General features: G+C 61.5%; 16 protein-coding genes and 1 rRNA gene. 6 read left to right on the top strand and 11 right to left on the bottom strand.

What is annotated here, in order from left to right:
* Positions 1-45: 45 nt before the first annotated feature.
* From ACOZ4H_RS17785 to ACOZ4H_RS17775, 3 genes are all read right to left on the bottom strand, one after another.
* Positions 46-711, bottom strand: a complete 666-nt coding sequence (locus tag ACOZ4H_RS17785) for an SDR family oxidoreductase (protein WP_424330875.1) — start codon at positions 709-711, stop codon at positions 46-48.
* Positions 712-956: 245 nt separating this feature from the next.
* Complete coding sequence (locus tag ACOZ4H_RS17780; RefSeq protein WP_424330599.1) at positions 957-2063, bottom strand: agmatinase family protein; 1107 nt, start codon at positions 2061-2063, stop codon at positions 957-959.
* 169 nt (positions 2064-2232) lie between these two features.
* Positions 2233-3270, bottom strand: a complete 1038-nt coding sequence (locus tag ACOZ4H_RS17775) for an AbrB/MazE/SpoVT family DNA-binding domain-containing protein (RefSeq protein WP_424330874.1) — start codon at positions 3268-3270, stop codon at positions 2233-2235.
* A gap of 418 nt (positions 3271-3688) precedes the next feature.
* On the opposite strand from ACOZ4H_RS17775, the gene ACOZ4H_RS17770 reads away from it, so the two are divergent.
* On the top strand, positions 3689-5251 hold the full coding sequence (locus tag ACOZ4H_RS17770; RefSeq protein WP_424330598.1) for a sodium:solute symporter family protein: 1563 nt from the start codon (positions 3689-3691) through the stop codon (positions 5249-5251).
* Between the two features lie 67 nt (positions 5252-5318).
* On the opposite strand, the gene ACOZ4H_RS17765 is transcribed toward ACOZ4H_RS17770, so the two are convergent.
* Positions 5319-5795, bottom strand: a complete 477-nt coding sequence (locus ACOZ4H_RS17765) for a Mov34/MPN/PAD-1 family protein (protein WP_424330597.1) — start codon at positions 5793-5795, stop codon at positions 5319-5321.
* Positions 5796-5831: 36 nt separating this feature from the next.
* A complete protein-coding gene (locus ACOZ4H_RS17760) occupies positions 5832-7085 on the bottom strand; it encodes an anion permease (protein WP_424330596.1) in 1254 nt (417 codons plus the stop codon).
* Positions 7086-7253: 168 nt separating this feature from the next.
* Between ACOZ4H_RS17760 and ACOZ4H_RS17755 the strand changes: the two genes are divergently transcribed.
* Both ACOZ4H_RS17755 and ACOZ4H_RS17750 read left to right on the top strand, forming a co-directional pair.
* Positions 7254-8684 carry an APC family permease gene (locus tag ACOZ4H_RS17755; RefSeq protein WP_424330595.1) on the top strand — a complete coding sequence of 477 codons (1431 nt, stop codon included), beginning with the start codon at positions 7254-7256 and terminating at the stop codon, positions 8682-8684.
* Positions 8685-8686: 2 nt separating this feature from the next.
* Complete coding sequence (locus ACOZ4H_RS17750) at positions 8687-9421, top strand: universal stress protein (RefSeq protein ID WP_424330594.1); 735 nt, start codon at positions 8687-8689, stop codon at positions 9419-9421.
* Positions 9422-9591: 170 nt separating this feature from the next.
* Here ACOZ4H_RS17750 and ACOZ4H_RS17745 read toward each other — a convergent pair whose 3' ends face one another.
* From ACOZ4H_RS17745 to fmdA, 3 genes are all read right to left on the bottom strand, one after another.
* Entirely contained in the window at positions 9592-10890 is a 1299-nt protein-coding gene (locus tag ACOZ4H_RS17745) for a DUF6498-containing protein (protein WP_424330873.1), read from the bottom strand.
* 294 nt (positions 10891-11184) lie between these two features.
* Complete coding sequence (locus ACOZ4H_RS17740; RefSeq protein WP_424330593.1) at positions 11185-12804, bottom strand: TCP-1/cpn60 chaperonin family protein; 1620 nt, start codon at positions 12802-12804, stop codon at positions 11185-11187.
* Between the two features lie 34 nt (positions 12805-12838).
* Positions 12839-14110, bottom strand: a complete 1272-nt coding sequence (gene fmdA, locus ACOZ4H_RS17735; protein WP_424330592.1) for a formamidase — start codon at positions 14108-14110, stop codon at positions 12839-12841.
* 444 nt (positions 14111-14554) lie between these two features.
* Between fmdA and ACOZ4H_RS17730 the strand changes: the two genes are divergently transcribed.
* Genes ACOZ4H_RS17730 through ACOZ4H_RS17720 form a run of 3 tightly spaced genes read left to right on the top strand, consistent with a single transcriptional unit; the run spans position 14555 to position 16417 of the window.
* On the top strand, positions 14555-15232 hold the full coding sequence (locus ACOZ4H_RS17730; RefSeq protein ID WP_424330591.1) for an SCO family protein: 678 nt from the start codon (positions 14555-14557) through the stop codon (positions 15230-15232).
* A complete protein-coding gene (locus ACOZ4H_RS17725; protein ID WP_424330590.1) occupies positions 15229-15756 on the top strand; it encodes a TlpA family protein disulfide reductase in 528 nt (175 codons plus the stop codon). Before ACOZ4H_RS17730 ends, ACOZ4H_RS17725 begins: the two co-directional genes overlap by 4 nt.
* Before the next feature lies 1 nt (position 15757).
* Complete coding sequence (locus tag ACOZ4H_RS17720) at positions 15758-16417, top strand: cytochrome c biogenesis CcdA family protein (protein WP_424330589.1); 660 nt, start codon at positions 15758-15760, stop codon at positions 16415-16417.
* Positions 16418-16641: 224 nt separating this feature from the next.
* On the opposite strand, the gene ACOZ4H_RS17715 is transcribed toward ACOZ4H_RS17720, so the two are convergent.
* The 3 genes from ACOZ4H_RS17715 to rrf all read right to left on the bottom strand — a co-directional run bounded on the left by ACOZ4H_RS17715 (position 16642) and on the right by rrf (position 18544).
* A complete protein-coding gene (locus ACOZ4H_RS17715) occupies positions 16642-17466 on the bottom strand; it encodes a hypothetical protein (protein ID WP_424330588.1) in 825 nt (274 codons plus the stop codon).
* A 38-nt stretch (positions 17467-17504) separates the two neighbouring features.
* Positions 17505-18140: an IS6 family transposase gene (locus tag ACOZ4H_RS17710; protein WP_424328496.1), complete on the bottom strand. Its 636-nt coding sequence runs from the start codon at positions 18138-18140 to the stop codon at positions 17505-17507.
* Positions 18141-18421: 281 nt separating this feature from the next.
* A 5S ribosomal RNA gene (gene rrf / locus ACOZ4H_RS17705) occupies positions 18422-18544 on the bottom strand.
* Between the last annotated feature and the right edge of the window lie 49 nt (positions 18545-18593).

The following is an 18593-nucleotide window of genomic DNA, read 5'->3' as shown; positions in this document are numbered from 1 at the left end:
TATCGATGTGGCCGACACGACTAGCATGGATTGTCGGCTACTCGATCACGCTTCCTGTAGTCGGCCACCGTCGACGGCCACGTTCTGGCCGGAAATGTAGTCAGCCGCGTCACCGCAAAAAAACAGGATCGGGGCCGAAACGTCCTCGAACGTGGCTGGCCGCCCGCGCGGGTACTCCGAGACGTCCACGACAGTGTTCTCGACTGCGAACGGGGACACAGCGTTGACTGTAATCCCGTCGTCCTGTGTATCGTACGCCAGGGTTCGCGTGAACTGCAGGACCGCCTTCTTTGCTGCGAAGTACGGGAAATTCATCGGCACTGCCCTGTCATCCCGCGCGTCCGCCACGCCAAAGTTGATAATCCGCCCCCAGCCGGCCGACCGCATTGACGGGAGCGCGCGCTGCGAGCAGAGATACGTCGAGTACAGACACCCCGCGACGGCGGTATTCCACTCTTCGAGGGACAGTTCGTCCCACCGTCCCTGTGGAAGCGGGCCGACGGCATTAACCAGGATATCGACCGCGCCCAGTTCTGATTCACAGTCCGAGAACAGCGAATCGACGGCTTCGGGCTCCGTTACGTCGCCTTCCACGGTTATTGCCTCGACGCCGAGGTCCCGTGCGTCGGCTGCTGTCTCCGCCGCCGCTGTCTCGCTCGTCCGGTAATGCACAGCGACATCGGCACCGGCAGCCGCTAACTCGAGAAGCACTTCCCGACCGACCCGCTTTGCCGACCCCGTCACAAGAACAGTACGCCCGTCCAGCTCCGGTTGAATTGCTACCACTTCTCAATGTATGGCTGGGACCGTCAAAAATACGAGGGAGAATCCTGCGGAATGGGGTGATTCACTGAGTAAAAAGGCACACACGGCCCCGTGACCAGGATTCACCTGATCAAAGAGTCCCGGATAACGTATCCGAGAACGGCGATGACCCGTACAAAAACGATGCGAGGTTAGTCGTCGGCGGGCGTCTCGGCTTCTTCCGTGGGACCGAGCGGCTCCTTTGGCTTGATCGGGTCACCGGATTCGAGCCCCTTTTCGGCCAGTGCCATACTCCCCATGACCTCGATGATGAGTCGGTTGGCCAGCCCGCTGGTGACACCGCCGTTGTAAGAGCTACTGTCGCTGGTGTCGTAGGCCGGCGACACCTCGACCACGTCGAAGCCGAAGTCTTCGGGGTCGAGTGCCTTGACGACCTCACGGACCATGTAGATGGCCTCACGCGGGATGAGACCGCCGGGCTCGGGCTCGCCGGTGCCGGGGGCGTAGGCCGGTTCCATCACGTCCACGTCGAAGGAGACCCACACGGCGTCGGTGCCGTCGGTGGCCCGCTGGACCGCGTCGGCGACGATGTCGTCGAGGTCCATATTGCCGACTTCCATCGAGGTGTACCACTTCATATCGGCCTCTCGCATCTCCTCGTAGGTGTCCGGGCCGGGCCAGAAGCCGCGCGGGCCGATGAGGGTGTAGTTCTCGCCGGCCATGAGGTCGTCGTCGAAGACGCGCTTGACCCACGCGCCGTGGTCGTACTCGAAACCGGTCAGTCCCTCATCGCCGGTATCGGCGTGACAGTCGAAGTGGATGAGGCCGATGTCCTCGTAGCCGTTCGCTTCGGCCCAGCCCTTGATATCGGGGTAGGAGATGGAGTGGTCGCCGCCGATGACGATGGGCGTGGCCTGCTCGCTGATCTCGTAGACGGCGTCCTCGATGTTGAGCTGGCTCTGACGGGTATCGCCGGGGGAGACAGCCGCGTCGCCGGTGTCGGCGACGCTGAACGTATCGAAGGGGTCGACGCCGGTCTCGATGTTGAAGTGCTCGTAGGGTGGCGAGGGGACCGTCGAGGCGGCCCGGACCGCACGCGGGCCGTACCGGGTGCCCGGACGGATAGTCGTCGCCGTGTCCAGGGGCGCACCGAGGATGCCGATATCGACGTCCTCCTCGTCGAGGGCGTCGCGCTCGACCTCGGGGAGCTTGAGGAACGTCGGGATGCCGCTGAAGATGGGTTCGTTCGCTTCCTTGTGCTTGTCGCCGTAGATGTCGTCGCCGTTTCGGTCGGTCATGATGTGGTAGTTTTCCGGACTCGAACTGGTCGAACCCGGAGCGTTTATCGACAGAAGTAGATGATTGCGAACTACGGATAAGCGTTCCTTCGGATGTGTAAAACCCACTCCTATGACCACGAGTGGACATGTACCGTTGGAGTTTCCTTAAGGAATTTAATGCCACCGGTCACCCGCCCGCCCCAGACGACGACTCCCCGGTGACCAGCGAGGGGTCGTTCCGGAAGGCCAGATGCGTCGCAACCGAGAGGCTGTCGCGGGCGTGTCTGGCGCTTCGCTCCAGCAGGACGACGGCGCGCTGGAGCGCGAGCAGCGGTTCGGGCCGCTCGGCTTCGAGGTGGGCGTTCAGGTCGGCGATGCGGTCGTCGACGAGGTCGAACGCGGCGCGGGCGTCCTCTGTCGCGTCGTAGTTGGGCGTCGTCACCGCCGACCGGGTGGCGCTGGCCGCGTCGTCGAGCGCGTCCCCGAGTTCGGTGAGCTTCGAGGCGGTCGTCGGGTCGGGCGTCGCCGAATCGGTCGCCAGGCCTGCGATTTCGATGGCCGTGTCGGCCATCAGCACCACGTCCTGTGCGACCGAGCGGTAGCCGATGAGGGGAAAGCCCGTCTCCAGCCCGACAGCCTGGTTCAGCCGCGGGTTCCGGTAGATGGTAAACACCAGGCGCAGGAACAAATAAAAGAGCTTCTCGACCTGCTCCTGGCGGCTTTCGACGGTTTCGACGAGGGTCGTATCGCCCTCGATGAGCGCGGAAATCGCGTCCCCGCGTATCACCGCCTCGGTGCGGCTGAGCCGACCGAGCAGCGTCGGGAGGTCGAAGTCCTCCGGGGCGACCGAGCACCGCACCGTCACCGTCCGTTCGGCCTGTTCGACGATGCCTAGTCCCATCAGCCGCCGTTCGGCGTTCATGATGGCGTCGCGGTGTTCGATACCAAGCGGCGCTGTCGCCTCGACGCGGATGAGCTGTCGGCCCAGGACGTACTGCGTGATGATGGCCCGCTCCAGGGCGTCGGCCGTCAGCGCGTCCGCGTCGATGGTCGCCTCCACGTCCTCGATGGTCGGCTGTTCGGGGACAACGAGCAGCGATCCGCCGTTCTCGTCGCGCTGGACGATGACCTCGTCGCCCTTCGAGATGTCGTGCTGGCGCGCCCAGTCGACGGGCACCGTCACCGCCAGCGTGGAGGAGCCCAACTGCTGGACCTTCCGTTTCATTCGAATCGGATCGGGCGTCACTTTCTAGCCTCCCTGTGATTTTGCGGTACGTCCATTGATTACTCTACGTACTGTCCGAATAGGACGTATTTTCCACTTCCGGTTGGAACAAATTCTCCGCACGCGCGTGTGACTGGACGATACGCAACCTGCCACCCGGCCGAATGTTAAAACAGTACTAGGAATTTCATACCGTGGGTACTGTCCATGTGTCCATCTATCTGTGCCTACAGTCCATGCTCGTTGCGGGATAACTCTACTGTGTAAACAATACTGTCATAACCGCTTTATGTAGTGCCCAAAACGAAACTCATGTGACTGTTTACCGTCCGACTCGAAACCACACCGGGACTAAAACTGTCGAAGCGAGCGGTGAAACCGAAAATAGCTGTGCAATCGTCAACGGCGGTGGTGCGACGTGAGTGTCATCCTCTACGGGCTCGCCGCCACCATCGTGACGATGATGACCATCGGGTTCTACGTCGCCAAGAAGGTAAACGGCGACAGCATCAACTACATCGTCGCCGGTCGGGGGCTCATCCTCCCGCTGGCCGCGGCGACGCTGATGGCGCAGTCGCTGGACTCGAACGCGACGCTCGGGAACACCGACCTGGCGGCTGGCTTCGGCTTCTGGGCCGGCGCGGCCCTGCCCGTCGGGCTGGCGACCTGCCTGTTCCTCACCGGGCTGTTCTTCGCGAAACCGATGAACCGGCTCAACCTCACGACGCTGCCGGACTTCTACCGTCGAAAGTACGGCCGCACCGCCGAAATAGTCGCGAGTATCATCATGTCCGTCGCCTACGCGTTCCTGCTCGCCGGGAACCTCGTCGCCGGCGGCTACCTCTTCCAGATTTTCGTCGGCACGAGCTTCCAACTGGGCGTGTTCATCATCGCCGGGCTCGTGCTCGCGTACACCGTCGCCGGCGGGCTGTTCTCGGTGGCCTACACCGACGTGATACAGGCTGGGGTCGCCTTCGTCGGCTCCGTCGCGCTCATCGTCTACGTCACGACTAACTACGGTCTGACGATTCCCACCGGCATGGGTCCGACGAACCTCGGCCAACTTACTGACCCGAGCCAGGGGGCGTACATAAACCTCGCCACCATCGTCGCTCTCGGCCTCGGCGACATCGTCGCCATCGACTTCATGGAGCGTGTGTTCGCGGCCGACAGCCCCGAGACGGCACAGAAGGCCTGCTTCATCGGGGCCGCCGGCACGCTCGTCATCGGCATCCCGTTCTCCGTCGTCGCGCTGTCGGCGAACCCGATTCTGTCCTCGCTCGGCGTCGAGGCCGGGAACCAGGCCGTCCTGTACACGCTCCTCCAGAGCGCCGTGCCGCCGTGGCTGGCCGCGCTCGTCCTCGCCGGTATCGTCGCCGCCTCCTTCTCGACGAGCGACGGGGCGATACTTGGCACGTCGGCGGTCATCGCCCGAAACATCGGGAACATCCGCGTCGACGAAGAGACCGCCGGCAGTCCGGCGACGGCCGCGGACGGCGGCGTCGACGAGGGCTTTTTCGGCTCGGAGAGCGACAAACTACTCACCGTCACGCGCCTGATGTCGGTGCCGATTACGCTGCTGGGCGTGTTCCTCGCGATACGGGTGTCCGCGACCGGGATGTTGCTCGTGCTGGCGTTCGACATCATGCTCGCCGGCGCGTTCGTCCCGCTGGTGATGGGGCTGTACTGGTCCGACATCGCCACCACGCCGGCGGCGCTTGGCTCGATGCTGGCCGGCTCCGGGACCCGGCTCGTGCTGTTCGTCCTGGTCCCGACGACTTACGCCTACGAGAACACGCTCCTGTACATCCCCAACGACATCTTCACGTCGGCCTTCGACGGCCTGCCGACGTTCATCGCCGCCGCAGTGGGGCTCGTGGCATTTCTCGCAATCGCCTACGTCACCAAGGACGACTACCCGATATACAGCGTCGAAAAGCAAAACAACCCAAACATCGTGGCCGGCGGCGAGGAAGACTGACCGGTCAACGTCGCAGGACCCATTTGGCGATTCCGCTCTTGACCACCTAGCGGGGCTCGACGCCGTCTCAGACGAGCCGCGGCAGTCTGGTGGCTTCCTCGGAAGACTCGCTTGTCGTCACAGGGACCTCTCGCCAATTAAACAACCCTAGTCGGAACAGCCGGTAACTGTAGGGCTCCCCGTGAGGGGCGAACACGACGAGCGCGAACCGGTCACGGATGTTTCGTCGGTCGGTGCCCGTCAGGCCAGACGGTGTCGACGCCGACGTGTGGGAGTGATAGAATACGCGTGGCTCCGGCGGGACCCCATCGGTTGCCGTGGCGACGAATCGGCGCCGTGGCCTCGGTGAAACGTTGTCGAGCGGAACGTGGTCGGTCGCATATATCCGGTTACCTTCTCGCGCACACCCGAGATATCCTCCGGCCTCGTGGGGATGACTCGCCGCGACATGTGCCGCTATCGCGTCCCGAACGTCGTCGGGAATCGTGAGCGCCCGGGTCCGGTGACTGAGCCGCACAGTACCGAATATAGAGGGTGTAGGCATAGAGTTGTTTCGACTGGCCGGCCAGTGGTGTCCGGCTCACAGCAGGAGCGCGAAGAGGAGGTACGACCCGACGACAGATAGCGACGGCGTGAGGAGCCAGAGAATGACGATTTGGCTCGTCGCTGCCGGGTCGAACAGGTTCTCAGCAGTTAGCTCCGCAATGTCCTCCTCGCCAATGGCTGGGACTGATGGTGACTCCTCGTACTGCTGTTCCGGATTTGTCGGCTCTCCGGATGCGAGTTCGCCCACAGTCGGACCCGCCGATTTCTCTTCCTCGGTCGATGGGGCGGCGAGAGCGCCAGTACTGAGATTCGGCCCGGGTTTGGACTCGGACGGTGGTGTAGCGAGTTCCGTAAGCGTGACCGCGCGGCTTGCCCGGCCCCATCCCAGGCCGATGATACAGCAGGTCGTGCTCACTGCGAGGCTCGCCGGAATGCCGAAGTACGAGAGGATGGTGATGATTGTCGCTCCGACGGACGAAACTATGAGGGCCGCCAGAATGGGGAGGTCCGTGATGCCGTCGCCGACCGTCGCAAGAGTGCGTCGAGCGATCGTGAACCCGCCGAGGCTGATGGCTGCGACTGCAAGGAGCACGCCCTGATCGATACTGACGGCACCGTTGCCGACCAGGGGGGCGACTGCGTTCGCGGCGTTCGAGGCCCCCGCACTGAAGCCCATGTAACAGGCGATGCCCAGCACCAGCGCCGATCCGATGAGGTCACGGGGGGACGCGTTTCCGTTGAGTCGGATGCGGGGGAACCGGCCCGAACGGTCGATCTGCAGCAACTGCCGTTCCAGGCGCGTAAAGGACAGACGAACCTCGAGTTGCGGATAGACGTACCGGCCGATGACCGCACCGATGACGAGTCCAATGAGCGGAGCAACAATCCACGCGGAGACGATTGTGAACATCAACGCCTCGTTGAGCGACCCCGTCGCGAGTCCGAGGCCCACAATCGCCCCCACAGCCGTCATCGAGGTCGAGGCGGGGACGCCATACACGTTCGAGACCAGCAGCGAGAGGCCAGTGAAAAACAGGACGCCGACACCGGCTACTGGGGTGAACTGTGCGGCCGGTACGATCCCCTCGCTCATCGTGACGATGACGTTGCGGCCGACCGTCCACGCCCCGATGAACGCGAACACGCTGAACAATGCTGCCGCTGTTACCTTTCTGACCAGCTTGCTCCCGACAGCCGGCCCGAACGCGACGCCTGTTGACGAACCGCCGATGTTGAATCCCACGAACGCGGCGACGAGTAAGCCGAGGATGAGAAGCAGCGAGACCATGAAGGTAATCCTATACGTACCATTTCGGATACAGGCATAATGGACTGTTCATCTATCATTGGCGTCTGAGGTCTATTCTGCCCCGAGGGGTCCGGCTACCGCTGCCTGTGGAGTCCGCCACACATCTCGTCGGCGGTTTTATCCGACAGGTGAAACTATCTCTGTCATATGACTGACCAGCCTGTCGACGTCGAATCCGGGGGCGAGAACGTCGCCGGTGAGGCACCCGCCGAGGAGCCGGAAGCCGTCACCGACGACGCGGTCGTCCACGACGACGACGTGGAACTCGAACGGACTATCGGGCTGGTCGGCGGGCTGGCAATCGGGATCGGGACGATGATCGGGGCCGGAATCTTCGTGTTTCCCGGGCTGGCGGCTGCCAACGCTGGGCTCGCAGCCACCCTCTCGTTCGCAATCGGCGGCCTGATCGCGTTGCTCGTGGCGCTTCCGACCTCCGAACTCGCCACGGCGATGCCCCGGAGCGGTGGCGGGTACTACTTCATCTCGCGGGGAATGGGGACGGCCTACGGCGCAATCGTCGGCCTCGGGCTGTGGCTGGGCCTGATGTTTGCCTCAGCGTTCTATCTGGTCGGCCTTGGTCACTATGCGAGCGCCGTGTTCGCCGAACTCAATGTCGCGCTCCCGTTCAGTCCGGTCACCGGAGTCGGGCTGCTGTTCGGGGTCGCACTGACGGCGTTGAGTATCGGTGGTACGGAAAACACCGCGAAGATTCAGAACGCGGTGGTCGGGATTCTCCTCGTCGTGCTCACGGCCTTCCTCTCGTACGGTGTCCTCGACGCCGTGGGCGTGTTCGGTGGCGGAACCGTGCCGGAGCAGTTCTTCTCCAGAGGGTACTTCCCGGTGTTGACGACCGCGGCGCTCGTGTTCACGTCGTATCTGGGATTCGCCCAGGTCGCAACTGTCGCGGGTGAAATCAAGCAGCCGGGTCGGAACCTCCCGCTGGCGATGGTCGGCTCGGTCCTGATTGTGACCGTCTTTTACGTCGTGACGATTTTCGTCGCGACCAGCGCGTTCGGCGCTGAACGGCTGGGGGAGTTCGGGGAGACAGCGATGGTCGAAGTCGCCCGTGACTTCCTCGGATTGCCCGGCGCGGTCGCTATTCTGGGCGCCGGGCTGCTGGCGACGTTTTCGAGCGCGAACGCGTCGATTCTCAGTGCCTCGCGGGCGGTGTACGCACTGAGCCGGGATGCCTTGCTCCCCAGAAAAGCGAGCGAGGTCAACCTTCGATACGGCACCCCTCACGTCGCGCTGCTCGCTGCTGGTGGTCCGATCCTCGTCCTCGTCGCGACTGGCCGGGTCGAACTCCTGGCCGAAGTCGCCTCCTTTCTCCATCTGATCATGTACGGGCTGATGTGTGTCGCCCTGATCGTGTTGCGCCGGCGGGATCCCGAGTGGTACGCACCCAGCTATCAGGTGCCGGGCTATCCGGTGGTACCGGCCCTGGGTGGGCTCGCGAGCTTCGGACTGATCGTGTTCATGCAGCCTGCCTCAATCGGTATCGGCATCGTGGTCATGCTCGCCTCGTACCTCTGGTACCGTTATTACGCTGGGGACGTGACACTCAAAGGAGACATCTGATCATGACGGACCGACCATCGATACTCGTCCCGCTTCGCGTGCTCGAAGGGGAATCGGTCCCCGAAGGTGTCCCAGAACTTCTCGCCGACGCTCACGTCATCCTGCTGGGGTATCACGTCATCCCGGAACAGACCGCTCCCGGACAGGCACGGATGCAGTTCGAGGACCGGGCCATGGAACGGCTCGACGAGTACGAGGAGATGTTCGAAGAGGCCGGGGCGACCGTCGAGCGGCGGCTCGTGTTCACTCACAACGGCCAAAAAACGATCGACCGCATGATTGCTGAGCACGACTGCCTGGCTGTCCTCGTTCCGAACGCGACAGGCCCGGTCGAAGACGTACTGGTTCCAGTCCGTGGGGCCGTCGGGGTTGACCGCCTCGCCCGTGTCGTTGCCAGCGTTTTCGGACCGATGGATGCCGACGTGACGTTATATCACGTCGCAGACGAAGACACAACGGACGACGATATCCAGACCCTCCTCGGTGGGATGACGGACCGATTGGTGGAGTTGGGAATGGACCCGTCGACTATCGAGACACGGATCGACCGCGATCAGGGTCCCCTTGGCGCGATTGTGGATATGGCTGACTCGTTCGATACGGTCGTCATGGGTGAATCCGACCCCTCTCTGACGACGTTCGTCTTCGGGATGCCGGCCGACCAGGTCGCCGAGCGGTTCCTCGGGCCGGTGTTCGTGGTCCAGCGCGAACCGGCCCCGGACGATGCGGACGAGTGACACCGTCCCCGTCTAAAGACGCGGAGGGTTCTCCATTGGGAGTCTAGCTACTGAGTTCGAGAAGCGATTTGTACGTTTGTGTCGATCTTCGCCAGTCTTCAGTTCCGGAAGGGTCCTGCCCAATCGCGGTCACCTCACAGCTGGCTCGCGAATCACTTCAGCAGAGTTGGTTACTCGAATACACCGTCTCCGTCAGAAGGGGTCTGTTTTTGGCGCTCTGGCTGTCGGTCGAACACCGCTATCACCGGGTCCGAATCGGGCACGTGTGGCAGCACATATTCGCCGTCAGCGTGTTCAATAGTAACCGTCTCGGTTCCGAGCAGGGAATCAACGGGTGTCCGCTCGACGCGGAGGCCACTTTCATCCCACGACTCAATGCGCCAGAGTGCCGTCCCGAACAGGCGGTCATATGCGACGAGCGCACCAGCGTCAGGCTCAATTCGGTATTCGAGCGTCCCGTAGCGCAGTAACTGATCGAAACACAGCAGGAGAAGCGGGATGCAAAGGCTTGCGACAAGGATTGCGGCGACAATGGCCCACGACCCGCCAATTGCGAACAACCCTGCAACGAGCAGCCCCAAGCCGCCGAGATATGCGCTTCCCGGGTGCTGCGGGAGCCGGAGTGGACCGCCGATTACGCGCCCCCAACGAACCGGACGGACCCGCTCGGGCGCATCAGTGAGCGCGTCTTCAACAGCTTTCGACTGCGGCGGGGCTTCTTGCCATCCGTACTTCTGATCGTACGACTTGAAATAGACAGCCAGACGGTCACTGTACACTCCCAAAAAGTCGGATGTGAATTTGAAGCAGACGATCATGAGCAGCAGTGGCAGGCCAACTGCACTGGGATCGAGGCTGCCGAGTTCCGCCTCTGGTCCTTCTGTGGCCGCAGTTATCAACGTCAAGGTGAGTATTCCGCCGAAGAAGACAGTGACCATCCTGGGCAGCAGTCCACGAAACGCCGTCTGGGAGTTGTGGTTACGATACTCCCCGTTATAGAAATAGTTCCGCACCGTCGTCACTCCTGTTGAAATAAAAATCCCCCCACTTGCCACCACCACACCGACCAGCGTGTCCGAACTGGGTTCTGGCAGTGGGCCGATGAGAAGTGCGCCGGTAAGAAGCCAGGCGCCCGCGACGATCAGCACAGTAACCGGGAGTGTGAGTACTGTTGTGAGGTAGACCCGAAGATCGGTCCGTGGTACTGAGAGGGACACTTGTCGTGCCGCTAGCGGACCCACGAGCAAGCCCTCAGTCGCAATATCCGGCGGCCGACCGGCGAATAGTGCCCGAACAAGTGCCCACACCGAGTCGACACCGAGTTCAAGCCAGTAGAGGAGCAACAACGCGGCCGCACTCCAGTCAAGTAGACCGACACCAACAATCGGGAGCGCGTTCGTGACGAGAATACTGAGTAGTTCTGTCCGACGGCTGTTCTCCGTAGTGAGAACCCGTCTGACCAGGGGCATTACTGCGTGATGATAGCCGATAGCGTATGAACGAACTGATTGGGCGGCAACCAATGGACCGTGGCCGGTCTCCGTCCCTCATCGAGACGATGGAACTGTCCTACCAGAGGGGCTTGGCATTGACACTAGCTGGGTCGATATTACAACCGACGTCCTGCAGTCAGGTAGCAACACGTGGCGACGATGACATACCTGCTCGCCGCTACGGTTGCACCGCTCGATAGAATCGGTCTCGGCCAACGGATGGCTGATACCGATACTGGCAGTCTCGGACGTGACCCCGCAGTCCTGGGTTCAGTGCCCCACCGCCCACGGATACCCACCGGCCGCCGTATGGGCGTGGTCGTGCCCGGCGTCCGTTGTGCGGTCGTCAGCGCTGGTCTGCATGACGTCATCGATCCGAAGGATCTGTGTCACAACGGCGACTGCCCGTTGCAGTGCAGTTTTGAACACGATCGTTGGTTCCAGAATACCCGCGTCAGTCATGTCACAGGGATGACCATCGGGTCCGACACCGACTGTCTCCGTCCCGTTGTCGTGTCGCTGTTTTGTGCTCGTCAGCGTACCCAGCGGGTCCGTGCCCGCGTTTGTGGCCAGTGTGCGCGGAATCGCTTCCAACGCGGCGCTAAACCCATCGAAGACAAGCTGCGTCCGGTCCGGTATCCCACGGGACAGCGCGGAGAGATCCATTGCCAGTGCGGTCGGCACCGCACCGCCGCCCGGAACGTACGTCGCGTCGTCTAGTGCGACACGGGTGACGTCGATACAGTCAGCGATGATACGGCGGACTTCATCCGCGACGTGTGGCGTGCCGCCACGGAGCAGTAGTGATGCCCGTTGCTCCTCGGGGCAGCCCTGCAGCACGAGTGTCTGAGTCGTCCCCACCGTACGCTGCGTGACCGACTCGACGGAGCCGGTGTCGTCTTCGGTAAGTTCGTCGACAGACATGACCGGCGTACTCCCTGTCGCCCGGGCGATGACGTCGAACTCGTCCCGCCGGGTCCGCTCGACGGGGAGCACGTCACGTTGGGCAAGGGCAGTTCTGACCGCCTCGTCGATTGATTTCTGGCAGAGGAGTACGGTCGCTCCCGACCGCGTCACCTGTGTCACGAGCTCAGTTCTGCGGTCCTGTTCGTGGTCCTGAAACGCGCTCCGCTGTGTCGCATTCTGGAGCTCCACCGACTCGATGCGGTTCGGTTCCTCAATACCGATTTCGGCGTCGACCATGGCGATAGTCGGATTGTCGTGACTCCGAGTGGTTGGGTCACGGAGGGTTTCGAGAGATGTCGAAGAGGTTTCCAGATCGACCACCACGCCGTCGAGACATGCCGACTCGCGGAGTTCACCGCCGGGGTATGACTTGAGTGTGAGCTTCGACGTGTCGAACTCGACAGCCTGCAGTGCACTGAGGGTCAGTTCGGCGAACCGGTCAGTCGAAGCGTCGTCCCACCGCCCCGTGACGGCGGTTTTCGCGATATCCGCGAGCCGGTCGTCGTGCCGACTGCGCAGGTCACGCTCGCACTGCTCAAGCCGGTCAACGGCGGTCTCGACAGCCCTGCCGTAGCCTTCGACGATTGTCGTCGGGTGAAGCCCGTCCGAACGGAGCCTCGCGGCTCCCTCGAGGAGTGCGCCGACCAGTACCACCGCCGTCGTCGTCCCATCCCCGACGGCACTGTCCTGTGCAGCCGCGGCCTGTTCGACCAGGCGGCCGACCGGATGCGTGATATCCATCCATTCGACGATGCTCGACCCGTCGTTCGTGACGATGACCGTTCCGTTCTCGCCGACGACCATCTTGTCCAGCCCGTTGGGCCCGAGCGTCGTCCGAATTGCGTCGGCGAGTTCCCCTGCAGCGGTCTGCGGGGCTTTCTGCTCGTCATCGCCGTCGTCGTCATCGGTCGTCTCTCCCAGCATTAGTGGTGGCAGTCGGCGTTGTCTCTAGCCCTCATTACAGCGGGTCGTCGGTGACACAGAGGTCACCGCGGTCAGCGCTGTTGTGCTCAATGCCAGACGGGGATGCATCAAAGTCGAACGCGCCCGTCGGGAGCGCCAGCGTCGAACAGGCGTTTGGCACGTCTACGACGCCACTCTGTCGCCCCTCGACCGGGACGGTCCCGAGAATGTGCAATGCCTGCTGGCCGGTGTAGCCGAACTGCTTGAGGTAGTCGATAGCCTGGAGACAGGCCCGTCGGTAGGCGGTGTGAGAGTCGATATACTTCTGCTCACCGTCCTCGGTCACCGAGTAGCCACAGAAGGTAACGTAGTCCTCGAAGTTCGGCCCGCGGTGACCAGGTTCGAAGATGGGGTGGTCGACGCCGAACTTCTCCATCCCGTCTTTCACGAGATCGAACTCGAGGTCGACGTAGGCGGCCATCTCGATTGCGCCACAGAACGAGATCTCGCCGTCGCCCTGCGAAGCGTGGAAGTCCCCGATACCGAACTTCGCTCCCTCGACGTAGACCGGGAAATACACCGTCGAGCCGATTGAGAGGTCCTTGATGTCGTGGTTCCCGCCGTGTTCCCGGGGCGGAACGGTTCGGGCCGCGACCTCCGCAGCCTCTTCGGCTTCGTCGGGGTCCATCTCGCCCATGAGCGCCCCGTCGGGGGTCGGCGGGTTCGCCACGCCGGGCTCTTCCTCGCCGGTCGGATGGTTCGGTATCGACTCGGGGTCCTCGGCGTGTTTATCGATAAGTTCCTGTTCGCGTTCGTTCCACGCCTCCAGCAGTTCTTCGCTGGGGGCACACCCCGCGAGGCCGGGATGAATCTTCCCCTCGTACTCCACGTCGGGGATATGGCGGGACGAGACTGTGTAGCCGTCGATGTCCCAGATGGATTTCGCCGCCTTGGGGAAGTGGTCGGTCAGGAAGCCGCCGCCGTTTTGCTGGGAGAACGTCCCGGTGAAACCGAACTCAGAGCGGTCGTTGAGTGGCCCCATGTCGTGGAAATCGACTTTCAGTAGGTCACCCGGTTCGGCACCGTTGACGTGTACTGGGCCCGCGAGATAGTGTACTTGCGAGAGGTCCACGTCGCGGACCTCGTTGGCGTTGTCGTTATCGGTTATCTGTCCGCCGGTCCAGTCGAGAGCTTCCAGCCGCATGCTCTCGCCGGGGTCCGCTTCGACGACGGCCGGAATGTCCGGGTGCCACCGATTGAACGGGTTCGCTCCCGGCTGTTCGTCTGGCGCACTATCGACATCAACCTCGAACTTCGTTTCTGGCATTACGACCACATTATCGGATAGATTACACTAAAGTGTTCGGCCAGTTGACGTTTAGAAATTACAGTTTCAGCCAAGAGCCTACAGTACTCAAAAGAGTATCTTCGAGAGAAGACCACATATCAATATAGATTACCAATATAAGTGTACACGGAGCTTTCTGAAACATCTGTACTTTGAGCCGATTAGTTTTTATTTATGATAAAATGTATGCCCGTAAGTATAGACATCCCTGTCAGAATCTACCACACACTACAGGGCTGGTGTCCAAGGTTGTGCGGCACGCAGGGCCAGTGGAACCCAGCCGGCTCGCCGAAGCCGTCTCATACTGGGAACACCGCAGTGTTGGTACACACTCACAGCCCGAGACCATGTGAAAGCAGGCGAGAGACAGTTTACGAGAGTCACACCAGATTCCCCAAATATTCGAGGGCATAAGTACCGAGTATGCGCCGACGGACGGTTCTCAAATCGACCGGTGCAGTTGGAGCAATTGTTGGCGTCGCCGGGTGTCTTGGGAGTGGTGGCTTCGGCGATTCGAATCCCAACGTTATCCTCGAAGAGCCCGACCGGGAGTTCGAGAGCAGCGACGTTCCGTATCCCGCATGGGGCGAACAGATTCCGGACGTGAGTCTCTCTGTGCCGACCGAATCACGGGAGATCCGGCTGGGCGATATCGAAACCCCAACTCTCCTGACGTTTTTTTACAGCCACTGCCAGACCGTGTGTCCCGTGCTCATCGCAACACTACGAAACGTTCAGAGTCACGCCCAGAACAACGGCTATGCTGATGCGGTCACGTTCCTTCCGATGACCTTCGATCCCGCTCGTGACACTGCAGAACGCCTTGGGGAGTATGCCGACGAAATGAACGTCGACGCCGATAGCGACAACTGGCAGTTCCTTCGGCCGGCATCGAAGCAGCGAGCCAAGGATGTCATACAGGACCAGTTCGGGGTTGTGTTCCAGCGCACCGAACCAGAGGATATGGACATGTACATGTTCACGCACACAGCACTGACGCTACTCGTCAACGCTGATGGGTTCGTTGAGCGTGCATACCGCTCGAAGTCACCGGACGAAGAGACCATCATTGCTGATCTGAAAACGGTGAGAAACGCGTGAACCGCCGGCAGGTCGTTGCGGCGATGACAGGGCTCGGTCTCACCGGGGGGAGTCTGTGGGTTGCGAAAAACGGACTATCGGGTATCCGGCCTCGGGAGACAGAACAGCTCCCGGTTCGCGTTGAGACGCTGGATGCTCACGGCTCGTCGGCAGGCGAGACGCGCGTGCCGACCCCGGGAACTGTCACGGTGATCGACCTCTTCGCTACGTGGTGTGCGCCCTGTGACGACCAGCTCGAGATATTAAACGCGATGCAGCCCGAGTACACCGACGTTTCGTTCGTCTCCGTGACGAACGAGCGGCCAAGCGAGACACTAACCAGAGCTGACATCAGCGAGTGGTGGAACCGGAACGGCGGGGCCTGGACTGTCGGGCTGGACCCCGGCAGCGAGTTGTTGGCGGCGCTCGGGGCGGAGGGACTCCCGTACATCGCGATTGCCGACGAGAGCGGAACCGTCCAGTTCGGCCACAGCGGACTCGCCGGGAAAGAGACGCTCCGAGACGAACTCGACGCACTGGTGTAAGATGGCCGGGGCTGCCGTAATCGGGACACTCGCGTTCGCCGCGAGCGCCGGCATCGCGACGTTCTTCGCTCCGTGCGCGTTCCCGCTTCTCCCGGGCTACATCGGGTACTACATGAACGAGAGTGACGGGGACGTGGGTATGCTGCCACCTGCCACCGCCGCTGCTTTCGGGGCGCTTGTCGCGCTTACCCTCGTCGCCCTGCTCGTTCTCGCACTCGGGCAGCCACTGAAAAACGCACTCCCAATGCTCGAACCGGTCGTCGGACTCGGCCTGATCGTGTTCGGCGTCGTGATGCTCCTGAACAGGGAGCCCGAACTCCGCGTCCCGCTGCCACAGCGACCGGCGTCGGTAACCGGATTCGGTGTGTTCGGTGCTGTGTACGCGGTCGCCGCAGCGGGCTGTGTCGTGCCGCTGTTCTTCGGCGTGGTCACCCAGGCACTCGCATTGCCAGTCCAGGCGAGCGTTCTCGTCCTGACGGTGTACGCACTCGGGGTAGCCCTTCCGCTTGTCGGCGTGACACTCCTTGCGGGCGTTGGTGTCGGTCTCTGGCGCACTTTGGGCAAGTACCTGCAACGAATGCACCAGATCGCAGCCGTCGTGATGATACTAGCCGGCGGCGGGCAGATTTACCTCGCAGTGTTCGAACTCGGCGTGTTGTAGTCCGACCTGTGTTCGCGCGGTTTCACCGAGTCCGCCGTGATATAATAAACGGCGCTATCTCTGTGGAGGGAAGCCGCGCCGTTTACCGCGCGGAGGATGTCACCTGCCCCAGTGATCCCACTGCTGAGACCGCTGTTGCTCTGTGCGCTCTCACGTCGAAAATGACGTATTCGGCGGGTGAAGCGCAGAGAGCGCTCCTGTTATTGTGCATACGGGGCGTGAAATTACGGAAACTGGGACAGTTGTCGGCGGTCGGCTCTTTCGCTAGCGTTCTCATGAGCGACTTCCCGGGCTGTGTCAACCCAACTGTGGTCCGGGAAGGGAGCGGGACGCACATCGTACGTATACCGATAATCACGCTCGTCTCCGTCGAGCGTGATATCGAACGCGTAGACGATCCCGTCCTCGGCCCCGAGCTGTAGCGTGCCGCTGAGAGGCGGTGGGATATCGGCGGCGGTGGCGCGTACGTCCGAGACACGGTACGTGATGACGGGGACCCCATGGCGGGTCGTCCTGTTGGTCGCCGTCCACGTGTACCCGCCGAGGATATCGGGATGTCGACCGATGTTCGTGGGTGCGATCTGTCCGTAGTGTGGGTCGTACCGGTAATACGCGTCGGTAGCGTTGTCGTAGACGTACGCGTCGTCGGACTCCAGTTGCTCTCGCTGGTGCTCGCTCGAGAGACCGTCAGCAGGCTGGACAAACGCATACGTCGTCCCGTTCCGATAGACAGAGGCGTTGTGCCACCGTTTGGCGAGTATCTCGCCCGTGACGGAGTTGATGTAGTAATCGCCCTCCACGAGCCGGCGTTCGGGCGGTGCGGTGTAGACGATGGCGTAGGAGTCCCAGTGTGCCCGCGGAGTGTGCGAAACGTTCATATCGTCTTCCTCAAGCGCCGAGAAGTTGATGTGATCCGGTCCTGCCCCTGCAGGATATGTCTGGTCAGACCCGGGAGAGGTTGTTTGCGGAGACCAGATGGCTGTGAAAGCGACCAGTCCGATACCGGCTGCTACGAGCACGACGAGGCCAATGACGTAGCGACGGTCCATACCCAGTCAAATCACAGCCCCAGTAAGTAAGGTCGTGTTTAGTTAGCAGCATTGTGCCAGACGGCAAAGGTTCGTAACCATGTTTCAGCTGTTTCTGGTTCGACGTGGCTAAAACAGTTTGAAAAAGAAGACGTTCGTCGTTTTACCTCTCGAAACACACGTTCGATACTATTCCGATTTCCGTGGAGTTCGTATCTGAAATCGAGGCCGTGTCGTTGCAGTGCTGTTTTGAGCCAGTCCGCATCATCGACGAGAAACACGGCGTCGTCGACGCTGTGTTTCTCGCGGAGTTCTCCGAGAAAGATTTCGGTCAGCGCTGTAGTGTACGTGGTAAAGAGCCGGATATGGAGAAATCTGTTCGTGTCAGGATCGACGGCGGCGTACAGCCAGTACTGCTGATCGTTGATGCGAATCACGCTCTCGTCAAGCGCAACCTGATTCGGAGCTTCACCGCTATCTGGCTGTAAATCAGCTTTCTGTACCCAATCGTGGACGGCCTTTCGAGAGCGCTGGACACCCAACTTATCAAGAACAGATATTGTATTCGAAAGTGATAGTCCCGCAACGTGCATCTGAATACCGAGCTTCATCGCTCGCTCGGGTGTCCGCTCACGCTCCACAAAATCCAAATCAATCCACTCGCTACTACCGTTGAGGCGTGTGATTTCGGCCATGGACAGCAGAAATCACACTCGCCTCACTTTTCATCCTTAACTAAACACCGCCGTAAGTAAGTGCCCAAGACTCAAAACAGAACTTGTGTGTTACGGGGGACCACAGATCCCCCCTCAATCTGTGAACGATACGGCCACTGTACCTGCCCACACTGCCCTGCGGACGACTGACCGTTCGTTGTTTCGCAGCATCGACGCCGACAGGCCACAGTGTGGCTGTGAACACTTCGATACCCAACGGCAAAGCCGCGTAGCTCATCGGGAATCAAGTCAGGTATGAATGGTGGCGGCGAACCGCGTTTCCCAGAGGCTCGCGCACTCCAGTACTCCCCGGAACGCTGGTGGGCTTATCTTCCGTGTTCGGGATGGGTACGGGAGGCAACCCCACCGCTGTGGCCGCCTATACAGTGTTTCTGGCAGCCACGCTTATAAGAGTAGCTACTTGCAGACAGG

Origin of the sequence: Haloarcula amylolytica (assembly GCF_049705545.1) — an archaeon.
GTDB classification, from domain to species: domain Archaea; phylum Halobacteriota; class Halobacteria; order Halobacteriales; family Haloarculaceae; genus Haloarcula; species Haloarcula amylolytica_B.
The sequence above is the reverse complement of the archived record's forward strand: the minus strand, read 5'-3'. Positions and strand labels throughout refer to the sequence as shown.

Bases quoted from the DNA above. Each gene is read 5' to 3' on its own strand.
- ACOZ4H_RS17715 (WP_424330588.1), bottom strand. From the start codon at position 17,466: ATGGACCGTCGCTACGTCATTGGCCTCGTCGTGCTCGTAGCAGCCGGT.
- ACOZ4H_RS17760 (WP_424330596.1), bottom strand. From the start codon at position 7,085: ATGGTCTCGCTGCTTCTCATCCTCGGCTTACTCGTCGCCGCGTTCGTG.
- ACOZ4H_RS17780 (WP_424330599.1), bottom strand. From the start codon at position 2,063: ATGACCGACCGAAACGGCGACGACATCTACGGCGACAAGCACAAGGAA.
- ACOZ4H_RS17765 (WP_424330597.1), bottom strand. From the start codon at position 5,795: ATGCCTACACCCTCTATATTCGGTACTGTGCGGCTCAGTCACCGGACC.
- fmdA (WP_424330592.1), bottom strand. From the start codon at position 14,110: ATGCCAGAAACGAAGTTCGAGGTTGATGTCGATAGTGCGCCAGACGAA.
- ACOZ4H_RS17740 (WP_424330593.1), bottom strand. From the start codon at position 12,804: ATGCTGGGAGAGACGACCGATGACGACGACGGCGATGACGAGCAGAAA.
- ACOZ4H_RS17745 (WP_424330873.1), bottom strand. From the start codon at position 10,890: ATGCCCCTGGTCAGACGGGTTCTCACTACGGAGAACAGCCGTCGGACA.
- ACOZ4H_RS17720 (WP_424330589.1), top strand. From the start codon at position 15,758: ATGGCCGGGGCTGCCGTAATCGGGACACTCGCGTTCGCCGCGAGCGCC.
- ACOZ4H_RS17730 (WP_424330591.1), top strand. From the start codon at position 14,555: ATGCGCCGACGGACGGTTCTCAAATCGACCGGTGCAGTTGGAGCAATT.
- ACOZ4H_RS17750 (WP_424330594.1), top strand. From the start codon at position 8,687: ATGACGGACCGACCATCGATACTCGTCCCGCTTCGCGTGCTCGAAGGG.
- ACOZ4H_RS17755 (WP_424330595.1), top strand. From the start codon at position 7,254: ATGACTGACCAGCCTGTCGACGTCGAATCCGGGGGCGAGAACGTCGCC.
- ACOZ4H_RS17710 (WP_424328496.1), bottom strand. From the start codon at position 18,140: ATGGCCGAAATCACACGCCTCAACGGTAGTAGCGAGTGGATTGATTTG.
- ACOZ4H_RS17775 (WP_424330874.1), bottom strand. From the start codon at position 3,270: ATGAAACGGAAGGTCCAGCAGTTGGGCTCCTCCACGCTGGCGGTGACG.